24 protein-coding genes are annotated in these 22,871 nt (G+C 70.7%); 13 read left to right on the top strand and 11 right to left on the bottom strand.

The window, feature by feature from the left end:
* Positions 1-98 precede the first annotated feature (98 nt).
* On the top strand, positions 99-452 hold the full coding sequence (locus tag EDD90_RS21600) for an ATP-binding protein (RefSeq protein WP_123974600.1): 354 nt from the start codon (positions 99-101) through the stop codon (positions 450-452).
* Positions 453-526: 74 nt separating this feature from the next.
* On the opposite strand, the gene EDD90_RS21595 is transcribed toward EDD90_RS21600, so the two are convergent.
* The 5 genes from EDD90_RS21595 to afsQ1 form a co-directional block, all read right to left on the bottom strand.
* The gene (locus tag EDD90_RS21595) at positions 527-724 is read right to left on the bottom strand and encodes a PspC domain-containing protein (RefSeq protein ID WP_123974599.1); all 198 of its coding nucleotides are present in this window, start codon (positions 722-724) and stop codon (positions 527-529) included.
* 95 nt (positions 725-819) lie between these two features.
* Positions 820-1,371 carry a VanZ family protein gene (locus EDD90_RS21590; protein WP_123974598.1) on the bottom strand — a complete coding sequence of 184 codons (552 nt, stop codon included), beginning with the start codon at positions 1,369-1,371 and terminating at the stop codon, positions 820-822.
* 174 nt (positions 1,372-1,545) lie between these two features.
* Complete coding sequence (locus tag EDD90_RS21585) at positions 1,546-2,157, bottom strand: hypothetical protein (protein WP_185149178.1); 612 nt, start codon at positions 2,155-2,157, stop codon at positions 1,546-1,548.
* Positions 2,157-3,722: a HAMP domain-containing sensor histidine kinase gene (locus tag EDD90_RS21580; RefSeq protein WP_123974597.1), complete on the bottom strand. Its 1,566-nt coding sequence runs from the start codon at positions 3,720-3,722 to the stop codon at positions 2,157-2,159. Before EDD90_RS21580 ends, EDD90_RS21585 begins: the two co-directional genes overlap by 1 nt.
* The gene (gene afsQ1, locus EDD90_RS21575) at positions 3,719-4,396 is read right to left on the bottom strand and encodes a two-component system response regulator AfsQ1 (protein WP_177232965.1); all 678 of its coding nucleotides are present in this window, start codon (positions 4,394-4,396) and stop codon (positions 3,719-3,721) included. Before afsQ1 ends, EDD90_RS21580 begins: the two co-directional genes overlap by 4 nt.
* Positions 4,397-4,662: 266 nt before the next feature.
* Here afsQ1 and EDD90_RS21570 point away from each other — a divergent pair, with 266 nt between their 5' ends.
* Entirely contained in the window at positions 4,663-5,400 is a 738-nt protein-coding gene (locus EDD90_RS21570; RefSeq protein ID WP_123974596.1) for a SigE family RNA polymerase sigma factor, read from the top strand.
* Positions 5,401-5,677: 277 nt separating this feature from the next.
* Here EDD90_RS21570 and EDD90_RS21565 read toward each other — a convergent pair whose 3' ends face one another.
* On the bottom strand, positions 5,678-6,319 hold the full coding sequence (locus EDD90_RS21565) for a uridine kinase (protein ID WP_260327986.1): 642 nt from the start codon (positions 6,317-6,319) through the stop codon (positions 5,678-5,680).
* A gap of 127 nt (positions 6,320-6,446) precedes the next feature.
* Between EDD90_RS21565 and EDD90_RS21560 the strand changes: the two genes are divergently transcribed.
* On the top strand, positions 6,447-6,842 hold the full coding sequence (locus EDD90_RS21560) for a hypothetical protein (RefSeq protein ID WP_123974595.1): 396 nt from the start codon (positions 6,447-6,449) through the stop codon (positions 6,840-6,842).
* A 75-nt stretch (positions 6,843-6,917) separates the two neighbouring features.
* Here EDD90_RS21560 and EDD90_RS21555 read toward each other — a convergent pair whose 3' ends face one another.
* From EDD90_RS21555 to deoC, 3 genes are read right to left on the bottom strand one after another with little or no spacing between them, the layout of a single operon-like run.
* Entirely contained in the window at positions 6,918-7,817 is a 900-nt protein-coding gene (locus EDD90_RS21555; RefSeq protein ID WP_123974594.1) for an aldehyde dehydrogenase family protein, read from the bottom strand.
* On the bottom strand, positions 7,810-9,246 hold the full coding sequence (locus EDD90_RS21550; RefSeq protein ID WP_123974593.1) for an aldehyde dehydrogenase family protein: 1,437 nt from the start codon (positions 9,244-9,246) through the stop codon (positions 7,810-7,812). The genes EDD90_RS21555 and EDD90_RS21550 overlap by 8 nt, the downstream gene beginning before the upstream one ends.
* Positions 9,247-9,266: 20 nt before the next feature.
* Complete coding sequence (gene deoC, locus EDD90_RS21545; protein ID WP_123981471.1) at positions 9,267-10,220, bottom strand: deoxyribose-phosphate aldolase; 954 nt, start codon at positions 10,218-10,220, stop codon at positions 9,267-9,269.
* A 193-nt stretch (positions 10,221-10,413) separates the two neighbouring features.
* On the opposite strand from deoC, the gene EDD90_RS21540 reads away from it, so the two are divergent.
* Together EDD90_RS21540 and EDD90_RS21535 are read left to right on the top strand one after the other, a co-directional pair.
* Positions 10,414-11,097 carry a PH domain-containing protein gene (locus tag EDD90_RS21540; protein ID WP_123974592.1) on the top strand — a complete coding sequence of 228 codons (684 nt, stop codon included), beginning with the start codon at positions 10,414-10,416 and terminating at the stop codon, positions 11,095-11,097.
* Positions 11,098-11,307: 210 nt separating this feature from the next.
* Entirely contained in the window at positions 11,308-12,210 is a 903-nt protein-coding gene (locus EDD90_RS21535) for a helix-turn-helix domain-containing protein (RefSeq protein WP_123974591.1), read from the top strand.
* Between the two features lie 54 nt (positions 12,211-12,264).
* On the opposite strand, the gene EDD90_RS21530 is transcribed toward EDD90_RS21535, so the two are convergent.
* Positions 12,265-12,723: an Lrp/AsnC family transcriptional regulator gene (locus EDD90_RS21530; protein WP_123974590.1), complete on the bottom strand. Its 459-nt coding sequence runs from the start codon at positions 12,721-12,723 to the stop codon at positions 12,265-12,267.
* A gap of 62 nt (positions 12,724-12,785) precedes the next feature.
* Between EDD90_RS21530 and EDD90_RS21525 the strand changes: the two genes are divergently transcribed.
* Positions 12,786-13,598, top strand: a complete 813-nt coding sequence (locus tag EDD90_RS21525; protein WP_123974589.1) for an AzlC family ABC transporter permease — start codon at positions 12,786-12,788, stop codon at positions 13,596-13,598.
* Positions 13,591-13,920, top strand: a complete 330-nt coding sequence (locus EDD90_RS21520; protein WP_123974588.1) for a branched-chain amino acid transporter permease — start codon at positions 13,591-13,593, stop codon at positions 13,918-13,920. The genes EDD90_RS21525 and EDD90_RS21520 overlap by 8 nt, the downstream gene beginning before the upstream one ends.
* A 76-nt stretch (positions 13,921-13,996) precedes the next feature.
* On the opposite strand, the gene EDD90_RS21515 is transcribed toward EDD90_RS21520, so the two are convergent.
* Positions 13,997-14,608, bottom strand: a complete 612-nt coding sequence (locus EDD90_RS21515; protein ID WP_123974587.1) for an AAA family ATPase — start codon at positions 14,606-14,608, stop codon at positions 13,997-13,999.
* Between the two features lie 145 nt (positions 14,609-14,753).
* On the opposite strand from EDD90_RS21515, the gene EDD90_RS21510 reads away from it, so the two are divergent.
* From EDD90_RS21510 to EDD90_RS55570, 6 genes are all read left to right on the top strand, one after another.
* The gene (locus EDD90_RS21510) at positions 14,754-15,188 is read left to right on the top strand and encodes an ATP-binding protein (RefSeq protein ID WP_123974586.1); all 435 of its coding nucleotides are present in this window, start codon (positions 14,754-14,756) and stop codon (positions 15,186-15,188) included.
* Positions 15,189-15,479: 291 nt separating this feature from the next.
* Complete coding sequence (locus EDD90_RS21505) at positions 15,480-15,812, top strand: hypothetical protein (protein WP_123974585.1); 333 nt, start codon at positions 15,480-15,482, stop codon at positions 15,810-15,812.
* A 176-nt stretch (positions 15,813-15,988) separates the two neighbouring features.
* A complete protein-coding gene (pstC, locus tag EDD90_RS21500; RefSeq protein WP_221305122.1) occupies positions 15,989-17,011 on the top strand; it encodes a phosphate ABC transporter permease subunit PstC in 1,023 nt (340 codons plus the stop codon).
* Between the two features lie 274 nt (positions 17,012-17,285).
* Positions 17,286-18,554: a phosphate ABC transporter permease PstA gene (gene pstA / locus EDD90_RS21495; RefSeq protein WP_123974584.1), complete on the top strand. Its 1,269-nt coding sequence runs from the start codon at positions 17,286-17,288 to the stop codon at positions 18,552-18,554.
* A 41-nt stretch (positions 18,555-18,595) separates the two neighbouring features.
* The gene (gene pstS / locus EDD90_RS21490; RefSeq protein WP_221305121.1) at positions 18,596-20,299 is read left to right on the top strand and encodes a phosphate ABC transporter substrate-binding protein PstS; all 1,704 of its coding nucleotides are present in this window, start codon (positions 18,596-18,598) and stop codon (positions 20,297-20,299) included.
* Complete coding sequence (locus tag EDD90_RS55570; protein WP_185149177.1) at positions 20,296-22,758, top strand: hypothetical protein; 2,463 nt, start codon at positions 20,296-20,298, stop codon at positions 22,756-22,758. Before pstS ends, EDD90_RS55570 begins: the two co-directional genes overlap by 4 nt.
* Positions 22,759-22,871 lie beyond the last annotated feature (113 nt).

Genomic DNA, 22,871 nt, shown 5'->3' with positions numbered 1-22,871 from the left:
GTGTTTGCGGCGGGCGGTCCGTCGTGTTTACGGTCGTGGACCGCTCAGCGTGTTATCGACCCCGTCACCGCATTCCAAAATCCAAGGACGCATCAACGATGAAGCAGTCTGCTGCCAAGACCCTCGGTGTCGCCGCCCTCGGTGCCGCCTTCGCCGCCGTCGGTGCGGGCGCGGCCAACGCGGCCCCGGCCGTCCCGGACGCCCCGCAGGCCCTGGACACCGTCACCAGGACGCTGCCGGCCGAGAACGTCGCCAAGACCCTGCCCGGTGCCGGTGAGGTCCTCGGGCAGGGGCAGGCCGCCCTCGGTGCGGGGCTCGCCGCCGCCCAGCCCGCCGCCCAGCAGCTTCTCGCCGCGGGCCCGACCAAGCCCGTCGCCGGCCTCCTCGGCGGACTGCCGCTCCAGGGCCTGCCCACGCATGGCCTGCCCGTGAACGGGATTCCGCTCGGCTGATCCCGCCCGAGCGAACGCCGTCGGGGCGCCCCGGATCCGACCGGGGCGCCCCAACGGCGTTGTCGTGCAAGGGACTACCAGGCCGAGGCCTTCTCCTCCGCGGGGAGCAGGATCCACAGGGCTATGTAGAGCAGGAACTGCGGGCCCGGCAGCAGGCAGGAGAGCAGGAAGATCACCCGCATCGTCGTCGCGGAGGTGCCGAAGCGCCGGGCCAGCGCGGCGCACACTCCGCCGATCATGCGGCCGTTGGTGGGGCGGGCGAGGCTGGACATCTGCGGCTCCTTCGTGAGCGTCCGGTGCGAGGCGGCCCGTGCGGCCCCTCAACTGCCCTCCACGCTACGGTGACGAACCGGGTCGAAGCGTCGCTCTACGGGGCGATCCCGACCCTGGGAATCGTCGGGGTGCGACCCTGAGCCGTCTCCTCCTGCGGTACGGCCGTACGCCCCACCCGCTCCCCCTTGCGGCGCAGCCGGGACCGGCCTGCCGGCACCACGGCGAGATGCGCCAGCACCACACCGGTCGTGTTCAGCAGGATCGAGTCGACGTCCACCACACGACCGGGCACCCCGGTCTGCAGCAGGGCTATACCCAGCGAGATCAGGGCGCCCGCGGTGGCCGTACGGATCAGGGAGCCGAGCGGGGAGGCGTCGAGTCTGCCGTGGACCATCGGCAGCAGCACACCCAGCGGGGCGAGCAGCGCGAGCCCCTCACCGATCCGGTGCGCCGCCTCCCGCCAGCCCAGCGACAGGTCGGTACGGATACCGGCGAACGGGTGCAGGTTGGCGGGCATCACCCAGGGCACGTCCAGCGGCCGCAGCATCAGCCAGGCGACGAACGCGAGATGTGCGACAAGGAGGACACCCCCTGTCACACGGACGCGGATCGCGGCGCTGCCGCCGATGGAGCCTTGACGCTGCACGCCCCCCAAGACGCACCCACGCACACGATCGGTTCCGGATAGGGCAGTGAGGCCTCAAACACACGCTGGCAACAGCGCCCCGTCAGGGGCGCGGGGAACTGCGCGAGCAACCCGATACGACCCGCACCCGCCCCACAACCCCAGGTGGCACCCCCTGAGGCGCCAAACCGCCCCTCACCCGGAAGCAACCTCACTGGACGGCGGCCGGTTCCCACTCGGAGAGTTCCGCACCGCGTCCGTGCACTCGTACCGCCGCAACGGCTCCGTCCCCGGCCCGCCCAGGATCACCGAGCCGTCCCCCTCCGCCGCCGCCGAGTCGGACAGCGTGCACACGATCTGCGCGAGCGCGTACGACGTCAGCTGCGGCGGCGACGTGCTCAGCCGCAGCGTGTCGTCGGGGTCCCCGGCCCGCGGCCCGCCCACGCTCATCCCGCCGCGCACATACGTCGTGTAGCCGGCCTCCTTCTCGGCGGCCGACGGCGTCTCGGCGAGCTGGTCGAGGAGCCCCTGCGCGACGATCACCCGCCGCTTGGCGTCCGCCGTACCGTCCGGGACCCGCACCTCCCGGTCGACGGTCACCAGCGAGGCGCCGCACAGCAGGAACACCTGCAGCGGCACCCCGTGCTCCTCCTGGGCCGACAGATCCGGCTGGGTCATTGAGCACGGCACCCGCGAGGGTGCCCCGCCGAAGTCGGTCGGCACCTCGGTGGCCCGGATCCCGCACCCGGAGAGCGCGAGCGCCAGCCCGGCGACGGCGAGGAGTCTTCGTACCCGCAGTACCTGCATCACGCGTCCTTCGCCCCGCCGTCCTTGGTCTCCTCGGCCAGTTCCGAGGCGTCCCGGGGCAGCCGCAGCGTGAACACCGCACCGCCCTCGGGGGAGTTCGCGGCGGTGATCGAGCCACCGTGGATACGGGCGTTCTCCGTCGCGATGGACAGGCCCAGGCCGCTGCCCTCGGAGCGCGGGCGGGAGGCGCTGGCCTTGTAGAACCGGTCGAAGACGTGCGGCAGGACGTCCTCGGGGATGCCCGGACCGTGGTCGCGCACGGCGATGACCAGGTCCCCGCCCACTTCCTGCTCCATCCGCACCGACACCCGCACCGGCGAGCCGCCGTGCTTGAGGGCGTTGCCGATGAGGTTGGCCAGGATGACGTCGAGGCGGCGCGGGTCGAGGCGGGCGTGGATACCGCGTTCGGCGTCCAGGTCCACCGCGTCCAGCCAGGCGCGGGCGTCGATGCAGGCGGTGATCTGGTCGGCGATGTCGACGTCGTCGAGGACCAGCCGGGCCGTACCGGCGTCGAAGCGGGTGACCTCCATGAGGTTCTCGACGAGGTCGTTGAGCCGCCGTGTCTCGCTGACGACCAGCCGGACGGCGGGCTCGATCATCGGGTCGATCGACCCCGACTCCGCCTCCAGCTCCTCCTCCAGGATCTCCGTCACGGCGGTGATCGCGGTGAGCGGGGTCCGCAGTTCATGGCTCATGTCGGCGACGAAGCGCCGGGACGCGTCGTCGCGCGCGGCCATGTCGTCGACCCGCTTCTCCAGCGCCTCGGCCGCGTCGTTGAACGTCCGGGAGAGATCGGCGAGTTCATCCGTGCCGGAGACCCGGAGCCGGGTGTCCAGCTTGCCCTCGCCGAGCCGCCGGGCGGCGACTCCGAGGCGGTGCACCGGCTTCAGCACGGTCGTGGCGGCGGCCTGCGCGAGCAGCGCCGAGCCGATCAGCGCCAGCCCGGTCGCGATCCCCAGCGACCACGCCAGCGAGTTGAGGTCCTTCGCCTCCGGCTCCAGGGACTTCATCATGTAGCCGGTCGGCCCGCCGCCGATCAGCCGCGTCCCGGCCACCAGGTACGGCGTGCCGTGGTCGACGACCCGCTGCCAGTACAGGTGGTACGCCGACTTGTTGCTGTCGGACATCTTCTGCTGCTTGTCGACGGCCTTGCGCAGGGACGTCGGCACGTCGTCCAGCGCGAACCCGCTGAGCCCGCCCGAATTGCCGTACACCACCTTGCCGCCGGTGTCCTCGCCGACCAGCAGCACGCTGAAACGCTGGCTGCTGTTGGCCATCTGCCCGGCGGTGCGCTGGAGTTCGTCCTGGGTGGGATGGACGGGCAGTGCGCCGGCCCGGTTCTGCATCTCCTGCTGGAAGTCACGCAGCACCGCGTCCTGGGTACGGGTGAGCACGGCCTCGCGGTTGAGCCAGTACGCGATACCGGACGCGGACACCGCGGCGGTCAGCGCCACCAGGCCGAACACGACCACAAGACGCAGCCGCAGACTGGTGAAGCGCAGCCGGGACACGGCTCCCTTGCGATCCGCGGCCCAGCCGCGGAAACCCTCTTGCCGGTCGGTCACTGAGGGGCGTCCAGGCGGTAGCCGACACCACGCACGGTACGGATCAGGGTCGGGGACGAGGGCACGTCCTCGACCTTGGCGCGCAGCCGCTGCACACAGGCGTCCACGAGCCGGGAGTCACCGAGGTAGTCGTGCTCCCAGACCAGCCGCAGCAACTGCTGCCGGGACAGCGCCTGCCCCGGCCGCCGGCTCAGCTCCAGGAGCAACCGCAGTTCGGTCGGGGTGAGCTGGAGGTCCTCGCCGTTCTTCGTCACGGTCATCGCGGACCGGTCGATGACGACGTTGCCGAACGTCGCCGAGTCGGTGGACTCCCGCTCCCCGCGTCGCAGCACGGCCCGGATCCGGGCGTCGAGCACCCGGCCCTGGACGGGCTTGACGACATAGTCGTCGGCGCCGGACTCCAGTCCGACCACCACATCGATGTCGTCGCTGCGCGCGGTTAGCAGAATGATCGGCAGCTGGTCCGTGCGCCGGATGCGCCGGCACACCTCGAACCCGTCGATGCCGGGCAGCATGACGTCGAGGACGATCAGATCGGGCCGCTGCTCACGCAACAGCTTCAGACCGTCCTCACCGGTCGCAGCGGTGGCCACCCGGTGCCCCTGGCGCGTCAGTGAGAGCTCCAGGGCCGTACGGATGGCGTCGTCGTCCTCGATCAGCAACAGGGAAGGCACGGGCTCATTCTGGCCCATGCGGGGCCCGTCGTACGACCTGTGCGGCTCGCAGGTGCCCGCAAACCTCCTTAGCGCCACCACCTGTGCATCGACTGTGGACGCTCTGTACCGAACCCCTGTGACAGGTCTGTGACAGTCGGCGGATACGGCCGTGAAGGTGGCCCGGCAGAGTTCTCGGCACAGGCAGACGAGCAAGCGGCCAAGAGCCGGGCGGCGCAGAGCCTGGGCAAGCCGAACTACCGGAAGTCCACGACGGGGGGCGCGAGATGAACACGCTGATCAGCCACAGCACCAGCGCAGTAGTCACGCGTCTGCACGACGTGCACCGGGGTTCCGAGAAGTCCGGTGCCGTGAGCGGGCGGGGGTGCGCTCGCGGCACCGGGCGTCAGCACACCGGTTACATGACGGTGGTTGACGGCTTCACGGGGGAAGCACACGGGGGAACCGCATACAGGGAGGACACGGGGGAGCGTCGCTCGCTGACCGAGGCGGAGTTCACCGCCTACGTCCAGGAGCGCCGCGCCTCCCTGTACGCGACCGCCTACCACCTGACCGGTGACCGCTACGAAGCCGAGGACCTGCTGCAGAGCGCGCTGTTCTCGACGTACAAGGCGTGGGACCGGATCAGCGACAAGGCGGCCGTGGGCGGTTACCTGCGGCGGACGATGACCAACCTGCACATCAGCGCCTGGCGGCGCCGCAAGCTCAACGAGTACCCGACCGAGGAACTGCCGGAGACGCCCGGCGACACGGACGCGATGAGCGGCACGGAGCTGCGCGCGGTCCTGTGGCAGGCGCTCGCCCGGCTCCCCGAACTCCAGCGCACCATGCTGGTCCTGCGCTACTACGAGGGCCGCACGGACCCGGAGATCGCGGAGATCCTCGACATCAGTGTCGGCACGGTGAAGTCCAGCATCTGGCGGTCGCTCCGCCGGCTGCGCGAGGACGAGGTCCTCAGCTTCGGCCGTGACGAGGAGGACGCCTTCGGGGAGCTCGTCGCCTGAAGGTAAGGGGATCCGGGGGGATCCTGACGGGGGAGAACCGGGGGAACACGGGGGACCTGGGGGAGGGTCCGGGGGGACTCACGGGGGAAAAGCGGGTCCGGGGGGACCTGGGGGGAAAGCACGGGGGAGCTCCGCCACGGGGGACACGGGGGTGTTCGGCGGAGCAACGGGGGAAGCGGGACTGGAGGGCCGGGGGGTCCATCCAGTCCCGCTTTTTTCTACGACTTCTTCCTGCGACTTTTTCTACGACTGCTCTACGGCGCTTCTTCTTCGGCTGTCACGCCGGTGCCTGTGTCCGGTCCCGGTGCTGTCGGCCCACCGCGGCCGCCGCCATCCGGCCCAGCGCCTCGTCCCGGTCGCACGGGTGCGCGCCCAGCGACACCTGACGGCTCACGATCGTGCGTTCGGCCCGCATCAGCCGCCAGCCGCGGCGCAGCAGGAACGTCACCGACTTGCGGCCCTCCTTGAGGTCACGCAGAAAACGGCGCCGGAAGGTCTTCACCGGACCCCGGCTCAGACAGAGCGCGTCGGCCAGCAGCCCCAGCTCACGGCAGCGCTCCACGATCTCGGCGGCGAAGATGCCCTCCGCGATGAACAGCGGGGTGCGGCCGATGTGCAGCATCTCCTCGCCGGTGCGGGCGCTCAGCGCTATGTCGTACACCGGCACCGCCGCCGAGCCCGTGGCGCACAGCCGGCCGATCGCCTCGACCGCGACCTCCGCGTCCCAGGACTCCGGGTGGTCCCAGTCGATGTCCGCACTCCCCGCCACCAGGGGCAGAGTCGGGTCGTCGCCCTCCTTGTAGAAGTCGTCGAGGCGCAGGACGGGAAGCCCGGAACGGGCGGCGACGAGTGACTTGCCCGAACCCGAGGGGCCGCACAGCAGCACGACGCGGGCGGGGGGCGGAGGATGAATGCTCACGGAACACCAGTTTGACGCATGGGGGGCCTCCTGCCGACCCCGCGGGTCGGCTTTGGAGCGTGAGTCACACCTCAACTACCCTATGTGCCGACCTCGTTACCCTGCGCACCGGAAGGTGGCACCAGCGATGCCCCGACACGCGTCCTCCCCGAACCCGACCGCTCGGCGTGCCCTGGCCGCCCTGGCCACGGCAGGGGTGGCGCTCGGCGCGGGCGCCGCGACGGCCGCCGCGGACACCCGGCCCGCGCTGGACGTGGTCCGCACCCACCCCACCACGCTCGGCCAGATCGACCCGCAGGCGGGCCTGAAGGTGCTGGGCGGTGTACTGCCGTACGTCACGGGGCCGGTGGCGGGGCTGAAGCCCAACCCGCTCGCGGGCACCGGCGTTGACCCGCTGGACAACGGGGTGGGGGCGCAACTGGCCGACTTCAAGCCGCTGACGTCGAAGATGCTGACAGGGCCGCTGGCGCAGGCGCCGTCGATCGGGTCGCTTCCGTTGGTCGGGAAGATTCTGGGGCGCTGAGCGCCCTGCAAGGGGCGCGGGGAACTGCGCGACCAGCCACGGACGGCCCGCAGTTCCCCACTCGCAGGGACGAAATCAGTAAGAAGAGCCGGACACTCCCAGCGCCCCCGTCGGGTGCCAGACCGTCTTGGTCTCCAGGAACGCCGTCATGCGGTCGGTCCCCGGCGTCGCCGTCCAGTCGTCCACAGGCTGTGGACGCAGGACGCGCTTCAGGTTGTCGGCCGCCGCGATCTCCAGCTCCTTCGCCAGCGCCTCGTCGGCGCCTGCGAGGTCGATCGCGTTGACGTCCTGGTGGGCGGCGAGGGGCGCCGCGATCTCCGCCGTACGGCCGGAGAGGACGTTGACGACCCCGCCGGGGACGTCGGAGGTGGCGAGGACCTCGGCGAGGGAGAGGGCCGGCAGCGGGGCCTTCTCGGAGGCGATGACGACGGCCGTGTTGCCCGTGGCGATCACGGGCGCGACCACCGACACCAGGCCCAGGAACGACGACTCCTGCGGGGCCAGGACGGCCACCACGCCCGTCGGCTCGGGGGAGGAGAGGTTGAAGAACGGGCCCGCGACCGGGTTGCCGCCGCCGACCACCTGGGCGATCTTGTCGGTCCAGCCCGCGTACCAGACCCAGCGGTCGATCGTCGCGTCCACGACGGCGGCCGCCTTGGACTTGCCCAGCCCCTCGGCGTCCGCCACCTCGCGGACGAACTGGTCCCGGCGGCCCTCCAGCATCTCCGCGACGCGGTAGAGGACCTGGCCCCGGTTGTAGGCCGTGGCCCCGGACCAGCCGCCGAACGCCTTGCGGGCGGCGACGACCGCGTCCCGGGCGTCCTTGCGGCTGGACTGCGGTGCGTTGGCCAGCCAGTTGCCCTTGGAGTCGGTCACCTCGTACACCCGGCCGCTCTCGGAACGCGGGAACTTCCCGCCGACGTACAGCTTGTAGGTCTTGAAGACGCTCAGACGCTCATTGGTGCGGTCAGACATCGAGGTACGCCTCCAGGCCGTGGCGGCCGCCCTCGCGGCCGAAGCCCGACTCCTTGTAACCGCCGAACGGCGAGGTCGGGTCGAACTTGTTGAACGTGTTGGACCAGACGACACCGGCGCGCAGCTTGTTCGCGACGGCCAGGATCCGGGAGCCCTTCTCGGTCCAGATGCCGGCGGAGAGGCCGTACTGCGTGTTGTTGGCCTTGGCAACCGCCTCGTCGGGCGTGCGGAAGGTCAGGACCGACAGGACGGGGCCGAAGATCTCGTCGCGGGCGATGGTGTGCGCCTGGGTGACGTTCGTGAAGAGCGTCGGAGCGAACCAGTAGCCGGAGGAGGGGAGTTCACAGGCCGGGGACCAGCGCTCGGCGCCCTCCGCCTCGCCCTGGTCGGCGAGGGTGGTGATGCGGGCCAGCTGCTCGGCGGAGTTGATCGCGCCGATGTCCGTGTTCTTGTCCAGCGGGTCGCCGAGGCGGAGGGTCGAAAGACGGCGCTTGAGGGAGTCGAGCAGCTCGTCGTGGATCGACTCCTGGACGAGGAGACGGGAGCCCGCGCAGCAGACCTGGCCCTGGTTGAAGAAGATCCCGGTGACGATGCCTTCGACGGCCTGGTCGATGGGAGCGTCGTCGAAGACGATGTTCGCGCCCTTCCCGCCCAGCTCCAGCGTGAGCTTCTTGCGGGTGCCCGCGACCGTGCGCGCGATCTCCTTGCCGACGGCGGTGGAGCCGGTGAAGGCGACCTTGTTCACGTCGGGGTGCGCGACGAGCGCGGCACCCGCGTCGCCGTATCCGGGGAGGATGTTGACGACGCCCTTGGGGAGGCCCGCCTGGCGGCAGATGTCCGCGAAGAACAGCGCGGAGAGGGGGGTCGTTTCGGCGGGCTTCAGGACCACCGTGTTGCCGGTGGCGAGCGCCGGGGCGATCTTCCAGGCCAGCATCAGGAGCGGGAAGTTCCAGGGGATGACCTGGCCGGCGACGCCGAGCGGCCGCGGGTTCGCGCCGTAGCCCGCGTGGTCGAGCTTGTCGGCCCAGCCCGCGTAGTAGAAGAAGTGCGCGGCGACCAGGGGGAGGTCCGCGTCGCGCGTCTCCTTGATCGGCTTGCCGTTGTCCAGCGTCTCCAGGACGGCCAGCTCACGGCTGCGCTCCTGGATGATGCGGGCGATGCGGAAGAGGTACTTGGCGCGCTCGGAACCCGGCAGCGCGGACCACTTCTCGAACGCCTTGCGGGCGGCCTTCACGGCGCGCTCGACGTCCGCCTCGCCCGCCTGGGCGACCTCGGAGAGGACCTCCTCGGTGGACGGGCTGACGGTCTTGAAGACCTTGCCGTCGGCGGCGTCGGTGAACTCGCCGTCGATGAAGAGGCCGTAGGAGGGCGCGATGTCGACGACCGAGCGGGACTCGGGCGCCGGCGCGTACTCGAATGCGGTGGTCATCTTTTCCTTGGCCATGGTGATCAGTCCACCGTCACGTAGTCGGGGCCGGAGTAGCGGCCGGTGGCCAGCTTCTGACGCTGCATCAGCAGGTCGTTCAGGAGCGAGGAGGCGCCGAAGCGGAACCAGTGGTTGTCCAGCCAGTCCGCGCCCGCGGTCTCGTTGACCAGGACGAGGAACTTGATCGCGTCCTTGCTGGTCCGGATGCCGCCGGCGGGCTTCACGCCCACCTGGACACCGGTCTGCGCACGGAAGTCGCGGACGGCCTCCAGCATGAGGAGGGTGTTGGCGGGGGTGGCGTTGACGGCGACCTTGCCGGTGGAGGTCTTGATGAAGTCGGCACCGGCGAGCATGCCGAGCCAGGAGGCGCGGCGGATGTTGTCGTACGTCGACAGCTCGCCGGTCTCGAAGATGACCTTGAGGCGGGCCGAGGTTCCGCAGGTCTCGCGTACGGCGGTGATCTCGTCGTACACCTTCAGGTAGTTGCCCGCGAGGAACGCGCCGCGGTCGATGACCATGTCGATCTCGTCCGCGCCCGCGGCCACGGCGTCCCGCACGTCGGCGAGCTTGACGTCGAGCGCCGCGCGGCCGGCCGGGAAGGCGGTGGCGACGGAGGCGACCTTGACGGACGAGCCGGCGACGGCCTCCTTGGCGACGGCCACCATGTCGGGGTAGACACAGACGGCGGCCGTGGCCGGGGTCGTGCGGTCCGTCGGGTCCGGATGGACCGCCTTGGCGCCGAGCGCCCGGACCTTGCCCGGGGTGTCCGCGCCTTCCAGCGTCGTCAGGTCGACCATCGAGATGGCGAGGTCGATGGCGTACGCCTTCGCGGTGGTCTTGATGGAACGGGTGCCGAGCGAGGCGGCACGCGCCTCCAGGCCGACCGCGTCGACGCCGGGCAGCCCGTGGAGGAAGCGGCGCAGCGTGCTGTCGGACGCGGTGACGTCAGCAAGTGCGTGGGGTGCGGTGGTGGGCATGGTCACCAGCCGAGCATATCTACGCGCGTAGCAGCTGTACACCCCGAGGGAACGGTTCTTCTGGAGGGCGGTGGGGCTACTCCCCTGGAAGGGGCGCGGGGAACTGCGCGAGCAACCACAGTCCACCTGTACTCGCATACGGCGATGCCGCCCCCACGGCGCCCCCGCGCACGTCTGGTGCAGAATCGGCCCTATGACCTCGCCCCTCGTCAAGGACCGCATCTACCGCTCGCCCCAGGCGCTGATCGGCGGTGTCCTGCTGCTCGCGATCGTCGGCTGGCTGGGCATCGACGCGCTGCTCCGGGGCCACGGCCACGCCCCATGGCTGGCGCTCGCCGCGCTGATCCTCATCGTGCCGCTGGTCGTCGCCTTCACCCTGCGCCCGGCGGTGTTCGCGGGCGAGGACCGGCTGCGGGTGCGCAACCCGTTCCGGGTGATCACGCTGCCATGGGGTGAGGTCGCCTCCTTCCGTTCCGGTTACTCGAACGAGGTGATCGCGAAGTCGGGTACGAAGTACCAGTTGTGGGCGATTCCGGTGTCCCTGCGGGGCCGCAAGAAGGCGGCGCGCCGGAGCGCGAAGGCGGAGGCGGACGCGCGGCGTGGGCGGACGGGGTCCGCGGGGCGTGGGTCCGGCGGGATCGGTGCCGGGATCGGCGGGTTCGGCGGCGGGTTCGGGGGACTGCGGGACGCCGACGACGCGACCGGGCCGACGCGCGCGGAGACCGACAAGATCATGGACGACCTGCGGGAGATGCTGGAGAACAGGGGCCCGGCGGAGTCGGCGCAGGGCGAGGTCACGGTGCGGTGGGCGTACGAGGTGGCCGCGCCGGCGGTGGCGGGAGCGGTGCTGCTGGTGATCCTGCTGCTGGTGGGGTAGCTCGAGCCGGGCAGAGCCCATGGGCTGTTGTTTGACACCTCTTGTCGAACACTTCGAACACGCGGCGTTGTGCGCGGCGGTGACCAGGTCGAACATGGGGTGCGTCAGAACACCGTGGAGGCTGGGCAGGGCGCGGGAGGGAACCTCGTGGCGGGCTTACGCAATCGGCCGGATCCACAGGCGGGTCCGGGGGAACGGTTCGCGTACGACTTGCAGATCCTGCGTGAGTCGGTGGGAAACCCGGACTACCGGTCGATGGCCCGCCGTGCGGGGTGTGCTCCCAGCACCTTGTCCACGGCCGCCGCGGGCCGCCGCTTCCCCACCCTGGAGGCCACGCTGGCCTTCGTGCGCGCCTGCCGGGGAGATCAGTCCGCCCAGGCCGAGTGGGCGCGGCGCTGGCACGCGGTGAAGAAGGAGCTGTCCGAGGGGGCGGCGGCACCGGCATCCCCCGCCGTGACTGTTCCCGGCACCGCACCCCAACCGGCCCCGAATGCCCCGGAGCCGGACCTGCCCCCGTCCCTGGACGCCGTTCCCGCGTCCAGCGGACGACGTCGCCCACGTCGCCTTGTGAGGGCCGTCGCCGCGTCCTGCGTGGCTCTGGCGGCCACCGCGGGAGCCCTCGCCGTGGCCCGCGACGACGGGCACCGGACACCCCACCGGTCCTCCGGGACACGCACCGGCACCAGCGCCGGCACCGGCGGCACCGTCGTGGACGAGGTGCCCGTACGCCGGCAGGGAACTCTGCAGCTGGTGCCGGATCAGGTCGTGGATCTGGACTCCACGGCGCGCGGCTGGGGCGTCACCGGCGACCCGGGTCCACCGTCCGCGGACGTCGAGTTCGAGTCGGCGCGCGCGCTCACCGGCTTGCGGAACGCGGACATGGCCGTACTGCCTCCGGGAAAGGCCGGCACCTTCACCGACTGCGCCGACGAACAGGACTACGGCGTGAAGCTGGCGGCAGGCGGTATCCGCACCGGCCGCGTACTGTGCGACATCACCAGCGACGACCTCGTCGCCATGCTGCGCATCACCGGCGTCCGGAAGGACGAGACAGGAGCGCCGGACCGCGTCTCCTTCCGGGTGGTCGTATGGAACCGCCGCCATCTGGACTGACGGGGCCTGCCGTGGGCGGCGGCCCGTCAGTCGTCTGTCGTCAGCTGTCAGTCGTCAGTCGTCGGTCTTGATCTTCTTCATCGTCAGGTGGGACTCGACGCGCAGGATGCCGGGGAGTCCGGTGAGTTTGCCGATGAGGAAGGCGTTGTACGCGGCATCGTCGGCGACGGCCACGCGGAGGAAATAGTCGGGGCGCCCGTACATCCGGCGGAACTCGATGACCTCCTCGTACGAGGAGAGCGTCTCCTCCAGGGTCTCGACGGTCTTCAGGTCGTTGGCGGAGACCTCGATGTCGATCATGACTTCCAGGCCTCGGCCGACGGACTCCGGGTTGATGACGGCGCGGTAGCCCGTGATGACACCGGCGTCCTCCAGCCGCTTCAGCCGGCGCAGACACGGCGGCGGGGTCAGCCCGACCCGCTTGGCCAGCTCGACGTTGGTCAGCCGACCGTCCCGGCGCAGGTGAAACAAAATGTCCCGGTCGATGGCATCGAGCTGCAATTCATTGCGCATCACATCAGCTTACGGGAATTATTGGAAACCATATGTGGCGACAATCCTCCTAAAATTTCAATATGCGCACGCTTTCCGTCGCCGTGGGCGATCCTCCCCGGTCCGCTCCCGCCTCTCCGCCGCCGCTCCGGTCCACGGCCCTGGCCGCGCTGAAGGACTCCGCCTCCGTGGGGCTCGGCCTGCTCCCGCTCGGTCTCGCCTTCGGGGTGCTGATCACCCACGCCGGCCTGCCCTGGTGGTGCGCGAGCCTGTTCACCGCCGTCGTCTATGCCGGGTCGCTCGAGTTCCTCCTCGTGAACCTGGCCGTCGCGGCCACCCCGCTGGCGGCGGTCGCGCTCACCGCCTTCCTGGTGAACGTCCGGCATGTGTTCTACGCGCTGTCCTTCCCCCTCGACCGCGTGCGGGGCCGGTTCGGCAAGGCCTACAGCACCTTCGCCCTGACCGACGAGGCCTACGCCCTGACCACCGGTGACCGGGCCCGGTCCTGGTCCGGCGCCCGCATCCTGTGGCTGCAACTCTTCATGCAGCTGTACTGGGTCGGCGGTGCCACCGCCGGTGCCCTGCTCGGCTCGGCCGTGCCCGACAGCGTCACCGGTCTGGACTTCGCGATGACCGCCCTGTTCGCCGTACTGGCTCTGGACGCCGTCCGGGAGCGGAGCGGCGACCTGCCCACCCCGCTCCTCGCGCTGCTCAGCGCCCTGGTCGCGAGGCTGGTCCTGCCCGGCCAGATGCTGCTCGCCGCGTTCGCCCTGTTCACCGCCGCGCTGCTGGTCCGGAGCCGCAAGGAGAGCGGCAAGGAGAGTCGTATGGAGAGCCGCAAGGAGAGTCATATGGAGAGCCGTATGGAGAGCCGCGTGGAGGAGTCCCGTGCCTGACACCCGTTACCTGCTGCTGGCCGTCGCCGTCTCGGCCGCCGTCACCTGGGCGCTGCGTGCCCTGCCCTTCACCGTCCTGGCCTCGCTGCGGGCCAGCGGCACCGTGCGCTACCTCGGCGCCCGGATGCCCGCCGGCGTCATGGTGATCCTCTTCGTCTACTGTCTGCGCGACCTGCCGCTGACCCAGTCCCGCGTCGTCGCGTCCCTGGCCGCCCTGGCGGTCACCGTCGGCCTGCACCTGTGGCGCCGCAACGCCCTGCTGGGCATCGTCGGCGGCACCGTCGTGAGCGTGGCGCTGGCCAGCACGGTCTTCGCGGGCTGACGCCTACAGTGGACTGAACGGTCCACTGCGCGGAGGTCGGTGCGAGTGGCAGGCCGCGGCGGGCCTCGGTCGTAGTTCAAGCGGAGCGGCGCCAGCCGCGCAGCGCACGGTCCACCCGGTCGAGTCCGTCGTGCCAGGGCCGCGCGGGCACCACTGGCATGCCGACTGCGTTCGCGCGCTTCGTGAGTTGCGCGCCGACCAGGGTGCTGACCCTCGCGCGGTGCCGTTGGTCGCCCCTGTCGGACTCACGCGCCCGGAGATTTGCGGTGATTCGCTCATCGTCGGGTTCGCCGAGGACGACTGCACGGGCCGCGCCACCGAACCCGTCCGCGAGCTCCGGCACCAGGTAATCACCTTCGAATACGACCGGGGCGCCGAACTTGATGTGATCGGCGATCACTGCCTCGACTCCGGGACGCAGCGCGTCGGCCACCGCGAAATGCAGTTCAGCGATCCTCTCCGGTGCCCAGGACTGGGCCTCGGGGTGGGTGCTCCAGTAATGCAGCATGGGCGACTGCTGCGGGGTCGTCAGCGCTTGAAGCGCTGTGACGATGTCGTCCGCCTCGGCCAGTGGAACTCCGTACCGCGCAGCCAGCGGAATCGCGATGCTCGACTTGCCCACTCCCGACGCGCCGCATACGAGGGTCACCGTCCACGACTGCCGATCCGGCTGTGCGTGTTCTGCCACAGCCGGTCATTCTCGCCGACCGGCCATCCCACCCGCCACCGGCATTCCCGGGGCGAGCGGACATCCCCGATCCGGCATGAAGGAGCCTGTGGTTCACGGTCGGGTCCGTCGGGCGGGCCGAGTCCTTCCGGCGTAGGAGCCGTTCATGGCCACCGTAGTCCCGCGCGACACCTGGGTGTACGCCCTCCGTCTGCCCCATGACCCGCGCGCCGCACGTATGCCCGTACGGTCCGTCCTCGACAGCCATGGCAGGAGTGAAGTCCTCGACGCCGTGCAGTTGTTGACGTCCGAGCTGGTCACCAACGCCTATCTGCACGCCGGCGGGCCCGTCTCCCTGCGCCTCACCGCCCTCGCGGACGGGCGGTTGCGGGTCGGGGTCTGGGGCGGGCATCCGCGCGTTCCCGCCCCCTTCGGTGAGCCGCCCGGGGATCGTGTCCCGCCTGCCCCGGCGGGCGCCCAGGGCGGGCGCGGCCGCTGCCTCGTGCAGGAGTACGCCCCCCGCTGGGGCGGTTGGTCCCTCGAAAGCGGCCCGCTGGATCGCGGGGCCGGGAAGCTGCTCTGGTTCGAGGCGGGGTTGTAAAGCAACCGGTCGTGGCCGCGCCCCAATTGGCAACGTTGTCCCGGTCCGGGTGGGAGCGCTTTCTCTGTGTCTTGCCTACGGGTTACCTAGGGGATACCTCTACATGAAGCGTGGCCTCGACGGTCAGTTTTGTCCGGGCGCCGTCACCTGCCTCTCAGTAGATTGCTGCTGCCGCCCCGGAGTGCCGTACCTGCGGATTTTGCTTCTTGATTGGGCGGCGGGGGTGGGGACATGGACCGGTCCGAGAGGGCGGCAAGACCTGCCGCCGGGGCAGCCGGAATGAGATGCCAGGTGGACATCGACGGGCAGGGCAGATTCGGCTGGCGCATGGTGGCGCCGAACGGGAGATCGGTGGCGGTGTCGCTCACCGCGCACGACACCCACGCCCGATGTCGCGCCGCGTTCCACCGCATGTGCGCGCTGCACTCCCGTACGGGGGGCGGAGTGCAGCACAGTTCCGACGGCGGCGGCTGGGTGTGGGCGGTCTGGGACGAGTCCGGCCGCCATCTGGCCGGCTCGGCGCGGACGTACGAGAGGCATGCCACCTGCCGCGCGTCCTATGACCGGTTCCGCGCGACGATCGCCGAACTGGTCTATGCGGGGCCGGAGTTATGGGGCGAGTAGGTCAAGAGCCCGCCAGTCCGCGGGCGTAGTCCACGTTCTTCCGCCAACCGGAGCCGCAGAGTCCCTGGTTGCGGATGAGGCGTGCCCGTGCGCCGGGGACCGAAGTTGCCCTTAGGGAACCCGTAGTTCACACCTCGGGATGAGCATGTCAACGTGGCGGCCGGAGCGTCGGACCCGTGCCCACGTTGAAGAGACGACCCCTGCCCGCGGCCGGTGAGGCGGACGACGTACCCAGACGGCTGTTCGCGGACCCGGGAGTACCCGACCGCGTCTTCCGTGCCGTCGCCCGGGGCGGTGGCGGCCTGGTGCTCGCCGTCATGCTCCTGGTCGGCGGCTTCCTGCTGCTCAGGGCCTGGGAGGCGCTGCGCAGGGCGGGCTGGTCCTTCCTGACGACGGCCGCCTGGGACCCGGACAGCGGCCACTTCGGTATCGCGGCCGTGCTGCTCGGCACCGTGCTCATCGCGCTGGTGGCGGTGTGCGTGGCCGTACCGCTGGCCACCGGTGCCGCCCTGTACATCTCCGAGTACGCCTCGCCCCGGCTGCGGCAGACGCTCATCAGCGTCGTCGACCTGATGGCCGCCGTGCCCTCCGTGGTGTACGGCCTGTGGGGCTTCTTCTGGCTCGAAGGCCATGTGCTGCCGACGGCGCGGTTCATCGCCACGTACTTCGGCTGGATCCCGCTCTTCAAGGTCGACGGCGCCGATCCGCACGATCCGCTCGCGCCCGAGACCGTCTACACCTCGTCCACCTTCATCGCGGGCCTCGTCGTCGGCATGATGGTCGCGCCGATCATCTGCTCGATCATGCGCGAGGTCTTCTCCCAGGCCCCGGCCGGTGAGCGCGAGGGCGCGTACGCGCTCGGCGCGACCAAGTGGGGCATGATCCGCAGCGTCGTCCTGCCGTTCGGCAAGGGCGGCATGATCGGCGGCACCATGCTCGGGCTGGGACGGGCGCTCGGCGAGACCATCGCTGTCTACATGGTCATCTCGCCGGTCTTCGCCGTCCAGCCGCACATCCTGCAGTCCGGCACCAGCTCGGTCTCCTCGCTGATCGCCCTGCGCTACGGCGAGGCCGGCGAGTTCAGCATGTCCGCGCTGATGGCGGCCGGCTTCGCCCTGTTCCTGATGACCCTCGTCGTCAACTTCGCCGCCTCCTCGATCGTCGCCCGCAGCAGGTCCGGCGCGACGAGCGACGCATGAGCCCGGCTGGGCCGACCAGGCCGTCAGTGCCGGCTGGACTGGCTGGGCCGTCAGTGCCGGCTGGGCCGTCCAGGTCGGCAGGGCCGCCAGTGCTGGCTGGGTTGACCGCGTCGGCAGGGCCGTCAGTGCTGGCTGCGCCGTCGGCACCGGCGCGGTTTTCCCGGCTCGCGCGGTTTTCCCGGCTCGCGCGGCTGTCCCGACCCGCACCGCTTTCCCGACTCACACCGCTTTCCCGGTCCACACGGGTTTCCGGGCTCACAAGGAGAGAGCGCGTATGACCCTCGCGCCCCAGGTTCCCGACACGCCCGCGGTCGCCGTACCCGAGGCGTCGACCGCGGCCTCCGGACCACCGCGCACCGTCCTGCCCGCCCCCGGCCCCGGCCGGCCCGGCGGGGAGCGGCGCCGCGCCCTCGCGCGGTTGCGCACCAGCGACGTCTTCGCGGTCGTCGGCGCCGCCCTCGCGTCGCTCTCCCTGACCTGGCTGCTGTTCACCAGGCTGCTGCCCTTCGACGGCCCGGTCGGCTTCGTCGTCATCGCCTACGCGCTGTTCCTGGCGCTGTACGCGCTGCTCGTGTCCTTCGACGAGGACGGCCCGGCCGTGGCCGACCGGATCGCCGGGGCCTTCGTCAGGTCGATGGGGCTGCTGCTGGTCGCGGTACTGGTCTTCGTCGTCGGGTACGCGCTGTGGGAGGGCCGCAGGGCGCTGCCCCACCTCAACTTCTTCACCCAGGACATGAAGCTGGCCGGGCCGCTGGACCCGCTGAGCGTCGGCGGCATCCTGCACGCGATCACCGGCACGCTCATGCAGATCACCATCGCGCTCGTCGTGACGGTACCGATCGGCCTGGTCTGCGCGGTGTTCCTCAACGAGGTCCCCGGCCGCTTCGCCCGGTTCGTCAGGACGATCGTCGAGGCGATGACCGCGTTGCCCTCGATCGTCGCCGGTCTGTTCATCTACGCGACCCTCATCCTGGGCCTGGGGCTGGACCGCTCCGGCCTCGCCGCCGCACTGGCCCTGTCGGTGATGATGCTGCCGATCATCATCCGCGCCGCCGACGTCGTCATCCGCCTGGTGCCCGGCACGCTGCGCGAGGCGGCGTACGCCACCGGCGCCTCGCGCTGGCGCACGGTGTGGCATGTCGTGCTGCCCACCGCCCGGTCAGGGCTGACCACCGCCGTCATCCTCGGCACCGCACGCGGCATCGGCGAGACCTCCCCGGTCCTGCTCACCGCCGGTTTCACCGCCGAGATGAACCTCGACCCGACCTCGGGCCCGATGGTCTCCCTGCCGCTGGCCACCTTCACCTTCGTCCAGTCGCCCGAACCCGCCATGATCGCCCGCGGTTTCGGTACCGCGGCCACCCTGCTGGCGCTGGTGCTGCTGCTGTTCGTGGCCGCCCGCATCATCGGCGGCCGCGGCCCGGGCCATCTCACCCGCCGCCAGGAACACCGCCGTGTCACCGCCTCCCGCCGGGACGCCCAGCGCTTCGCGGCCCGCGACCGCGAGACCCCCAGCACCCCCCAAGACGCCGTCGGCACCTAGCCCCCGACCCCAACGCCCGTACGCATACGAGGAGTTCTCCCGTGAGACCCGCAACCGCCTTCCGTCTGGGGGCGACCGTCGCGGCGCTGCTGTGCGCGCTGCTCGCCGTCCATCCGCCGGACGCCCACGCCGTGTCGTACACGAAGATCACCGGCTCCGGTTCGACCTGGAGCTCCAACGCGCTCGACCAGTGGCGGCGCAACATCTCCGCCAACCTCGGCATGACCGTCAACTTCACCGCCAACGGCTCCTCGCAGGGCCGCGAGCAGTTCAAGAACGGTGTCGTCGACTTCGCCGTGTCGGAGATCCCGTACGGGCTCACCGAGCAGGGGGTCACCGACGCGCCGCCGACCCGCGGCTACGCGTACATGCCGATCGTGGCCGGTGGTACGGCCTTCATGTACAACCTCAAGATCGGCGGCAAGGCGGTGACGAACCTCCGGCTGTCCGGGGACTCCATCGCCAAGATGTTCACCGGCAGGATCACCATGTGGAACGCGCCGGAGATCAAGGCCGACAACCCCGGTCTGACCCTCCCCGCCCGCCGGATCGTCCCGGTGGTGCGCTCCGACGGCTCCGGTACGACGGCCCAGTTCACCACCTGGATGGCCAAGGAGCAGCCGGCCACCTGGAACGCGTACTGCGCACAGGTCGGGCGCGGCAGCAACTGCGGGATGACCTCGTACTACCCGGTGCTGACCGGCTCCTCGATGATCGCCAAGTCCGGCTCGCTCGGCGTCTCCGGTTTCGTCCGGCAGCCGCAGGCCGAGGGCTCGATCACCTACGTCGAGTACTCCTACGCCATCAAGACCGGCTTCCCGGTGGCCAAGATGCTCAACAGCTCGGGCTACTACGTCGAGCCGACCGCCTCCAGCGTGGCCGTCGCCCTCACCGGCGCGCAGATCGACCAGGACAAGAGCTCGTCCAACTACCTGACGCAGATCCTCGACAACGTCTACGAGAACAGCGACCGCCGCACCTACCCGATGTCGAGCTACAGCTACATGATCCTGCCGACGTCGATCGGCGGCGACAAGAACCCGATGACCGAGGCCAAGGGCCTCTCGCTGGGCACCTTCGGCCGCTACTTCCTCTGCGACGGCCAGCAGCAGGCCGAGGAGCTGGGCTACTCGCCGCTGCCGAAGAACCTGGTGCAGGCCGGGTTCGACCAGCTGGAGAAGGTGCCCGGCGCACCGACGTCGTCCATCAACATCAACGACTGCCGCAACCCCACCTTCTCCGGCGGCGTCAACACCCTGATCAAGAACGCTCCGTACCCCAAGTCCTGCGACAAGAAGGGCACCACGCAGTGCTCCGACGGCACGGCGGGCGCCAAGACCCCGACCCAGGTGAACCAGTCGGCCAACGGCGGGTCCACATCCGGCGGGTCGGGCAGCGGCGGCGGCTCGGGCAGCGGCGGTTCGTCCGGTACGACGGGGGGTTCCGGCTCCGCGGGCGGCACCGACGCCAACGGTGACGGCAAGCCCGGCACGGGGACCTCGGCCGGCGGCACGGGCGGCGCCTCCGTCGACCCCGACACCGGCCAGGTCCTCGGCGACGGGGCGAGCAGCGGCACCACCAACGTCGCCGCGAATCCCATGAACGTCGGCTACGGCTCCCAACTCGGCATGCGCGGCGCGCTGATGGCGCTGTCCGCGGTGCTGCTGCTCGGGGTCGTGGTGGGACCGCCGCTCGTCGCCCGCACGATGGCGGCGCGAGCCCGGCGCAGAGGCGGTGCGGCATGAGGTTCGTGGCGTTCCGGTCCGCCGGACGTGCCCGGGTGGCGGCCGGGGTCGGCGCGCTGGTCGCGGCGGTGCTGGTGGGGCTGGCGCCGTTGCCCGCGCAGCCCGCCACGGCGGCCGGCACCGAGGACTCGGCGGTGACCGAGTCCGGGGCGAAGGGGCCGTACGACGACTTCTCCCGGCTCAAGGTCACCGTGCACCAGACGAAGGATCTGCGGGGGCAGGGGGTGAAGGTGACCTGGACCGGGGGCGGGCCGGGCAACGCCGAGGGCAAGCACGTGAACTTCCTCCAGGTCATGCAGTGCTGGGGCGACGACGCGGCGAACGGACCGGACCGCACGCAGTGCGAGTTCGGCACCGAGGCGGGCGCCTCGACCTACTACGAGGCCCTGCGGCAGGTTCCGCAGATCCTCGGCGACCCGGCGGAGACGCTGAAGGACCCGGACCAGTTCACCAACGCCTGGGTGCCCTTCAAGCCCGTGTCGGGAGCCGCGACGACCTCGTCCACCGACCACACCTACTTCGGCCCCGAGGACACCAACTCCCAGTCGTTCCTGCCGGACCAGGCCGACGGCAGCGGCGAGACGGTCTTCGAGATGAAGTCCTCGCGCGAGTCCCCGCACCTGGGCTGCGGGGCCCGCACCACCTCCTCGGGCGCGATCGAGCCCTGCTGGCTGGTGGTGGTCCCGCGTGGTACGCACGACCCGGACGGCAGCTCGCCCAGCGACAACCAGCTGCGCACCTCCGCGCTCAGCCAGTCCAACTGGAACCAGCGGATCGTCTTCCGCCTCGACTTCCTGCCCGTCGGCGACAACTGCGCCGCCGACAAGGCGGAGCGCCGGGTGATCGGTTCCGAACTGGTCACCGATGCGATCACCTCGTGGCAGGCCAAGCTGTGCGAGAGAGGCGGCAACCGGTTCACGTTCACGCAGAGCGGCGAGGACTACGCCAGGTCGCAGATCACCGACCCCGGCACCTCGTCCCCCGGCCTGGCCTTCACGGTCGATCCCGTCGTGGCCCCCGAGGGGGCGGCGCCCGTGGTCCAGGCGCCCGTCGCGCTGAGCGGTCTGGCCGTCGGCTTCCTGTGGGAGGACCCGAAGCTCGGCGGCCACATGAAGGACATGAGACTGAACGCCCGGCTGCTCGCGAAGATGCTGACCGAGTCCTATTCGAGGGATGTGCGGCTGCTCACGTCGGGGCAGACGGTCCCCGATCATCTCAAGGGAAATCCGATATCCATCGTCTCGGACCCCGAGTTCCTGGAACTGAATCCGGAGTTCAAGGGTGCCATCGATGCCGACGCGCCGTTTCCCGTCATGGTGACCACCGACAACTCCGATGTGAACAAGGTGGTCTGGAACTACCTGCGGTCCGATACCGACGCACGGAACTTCCTGATCGGAAAGGCCGATCCGTGGGGGATGAAAATAAACCCCTACTACAAGGAACTGAACCTGGCCACGGACACCACCGTCAGTGACTTCCCCAAGGCCGACCCCACCACCACCACGGTGACCGCGGGCACGGCGTCCCTCGACTACGGCGTCCTGGACCTGGGTCCGTACGCGGCGGACATGCACGACGCCGCACTGAAAACCCGCCGGGGCAACGAGGGCAGCGCCTACCGGGTCGGCGAGAACATCCCCCCGAAGCTGGTCGGCGACACACCCATCGCGGGGCAGCGGCGCGCCTACGCCATCACGGACGCCGCCTCGGCCAGCCGCTACCAGCTCGACATCGCCGCACTGAAGAACGCCGACGGCGACTACGTCAAGCCGACCGGCACCTCGCTGCTGAAGGCCGCGGCCGAGATGCCCGACTCCTCGGTCAAGGGCGTGAAGGCGCCCGCCCCGGGCAAGGCCAGGAACGGCGCCTATCCGCTGGCCATCCCGGTCTACGCCGCCGCCTCGGTCGACCAGGCCAAGGACGTCCGTCAGGACTACGCGCGTCTCATCCGCTACGCGGCCGGCGCCGGCCAGACCCAGGGCACCGCCCGCGGTGAACTGCCCCTGGGGTACGCACCGCTGCCCATCGCCTGGCGCACCCAGGCCGAACAGGCCGCCGCCGTCCTGGAAAAGGGCGTCACCGGTTCCGATGACGGCGGTGGTGTCGCCAATTCCGGCAGCGGCGGCTCGTCGGGCGGCGGTTCCGGCGGCGCCGGAAGCGCGGGCGGCGCGGCCGGCGGAACCGGAACGGCCGGCGGGGGCGCCGGAACGCACGCCTCCGCCACCGCGCCCGGCTCGGCATCGGGCGGCTCCGCCGGCCCGTCCGCCGCGCCCGGCGATCCGGCCAAGCAGAACGTCGCCTCCTCCGGCGGGCTCACCCCCGCCGAGGCGCTCGGCATCATCCGCTGGGTGCTGCTCGCCGTGCTGATCGTCGGCGGCGCCGCCGCGCTGAGCGGACCGGTGCTGTGGCGGCTGTCCGCACGGCGCGGCGCCACCACGGCGGGGGAGGCCCGATGAGCTGATACCGCCGGCATTTCCCCGGCGGACGCTCCGCCGGGGAAAACGCGTACCGATCAATGAATTCTCTATGTGTGACCTTGGAAATGTTCTCTTAACTCAATGGGCGGCTG

Origin of the sequence: Streptomyces sp. Ag109_O5-1, from assembly GCF_003814875.1 — a bacterium.
GTDB lineage: Bacteria > Actinomycetota > Actinomycetes > Streptomycetales > Streptomycetaceae > Streptomyces > Streptomyces sasae.
Note: the sequence above shows the minus strand (reverse complement) of the source record. Positions and strands in the feature narration are given on the sequence as shown.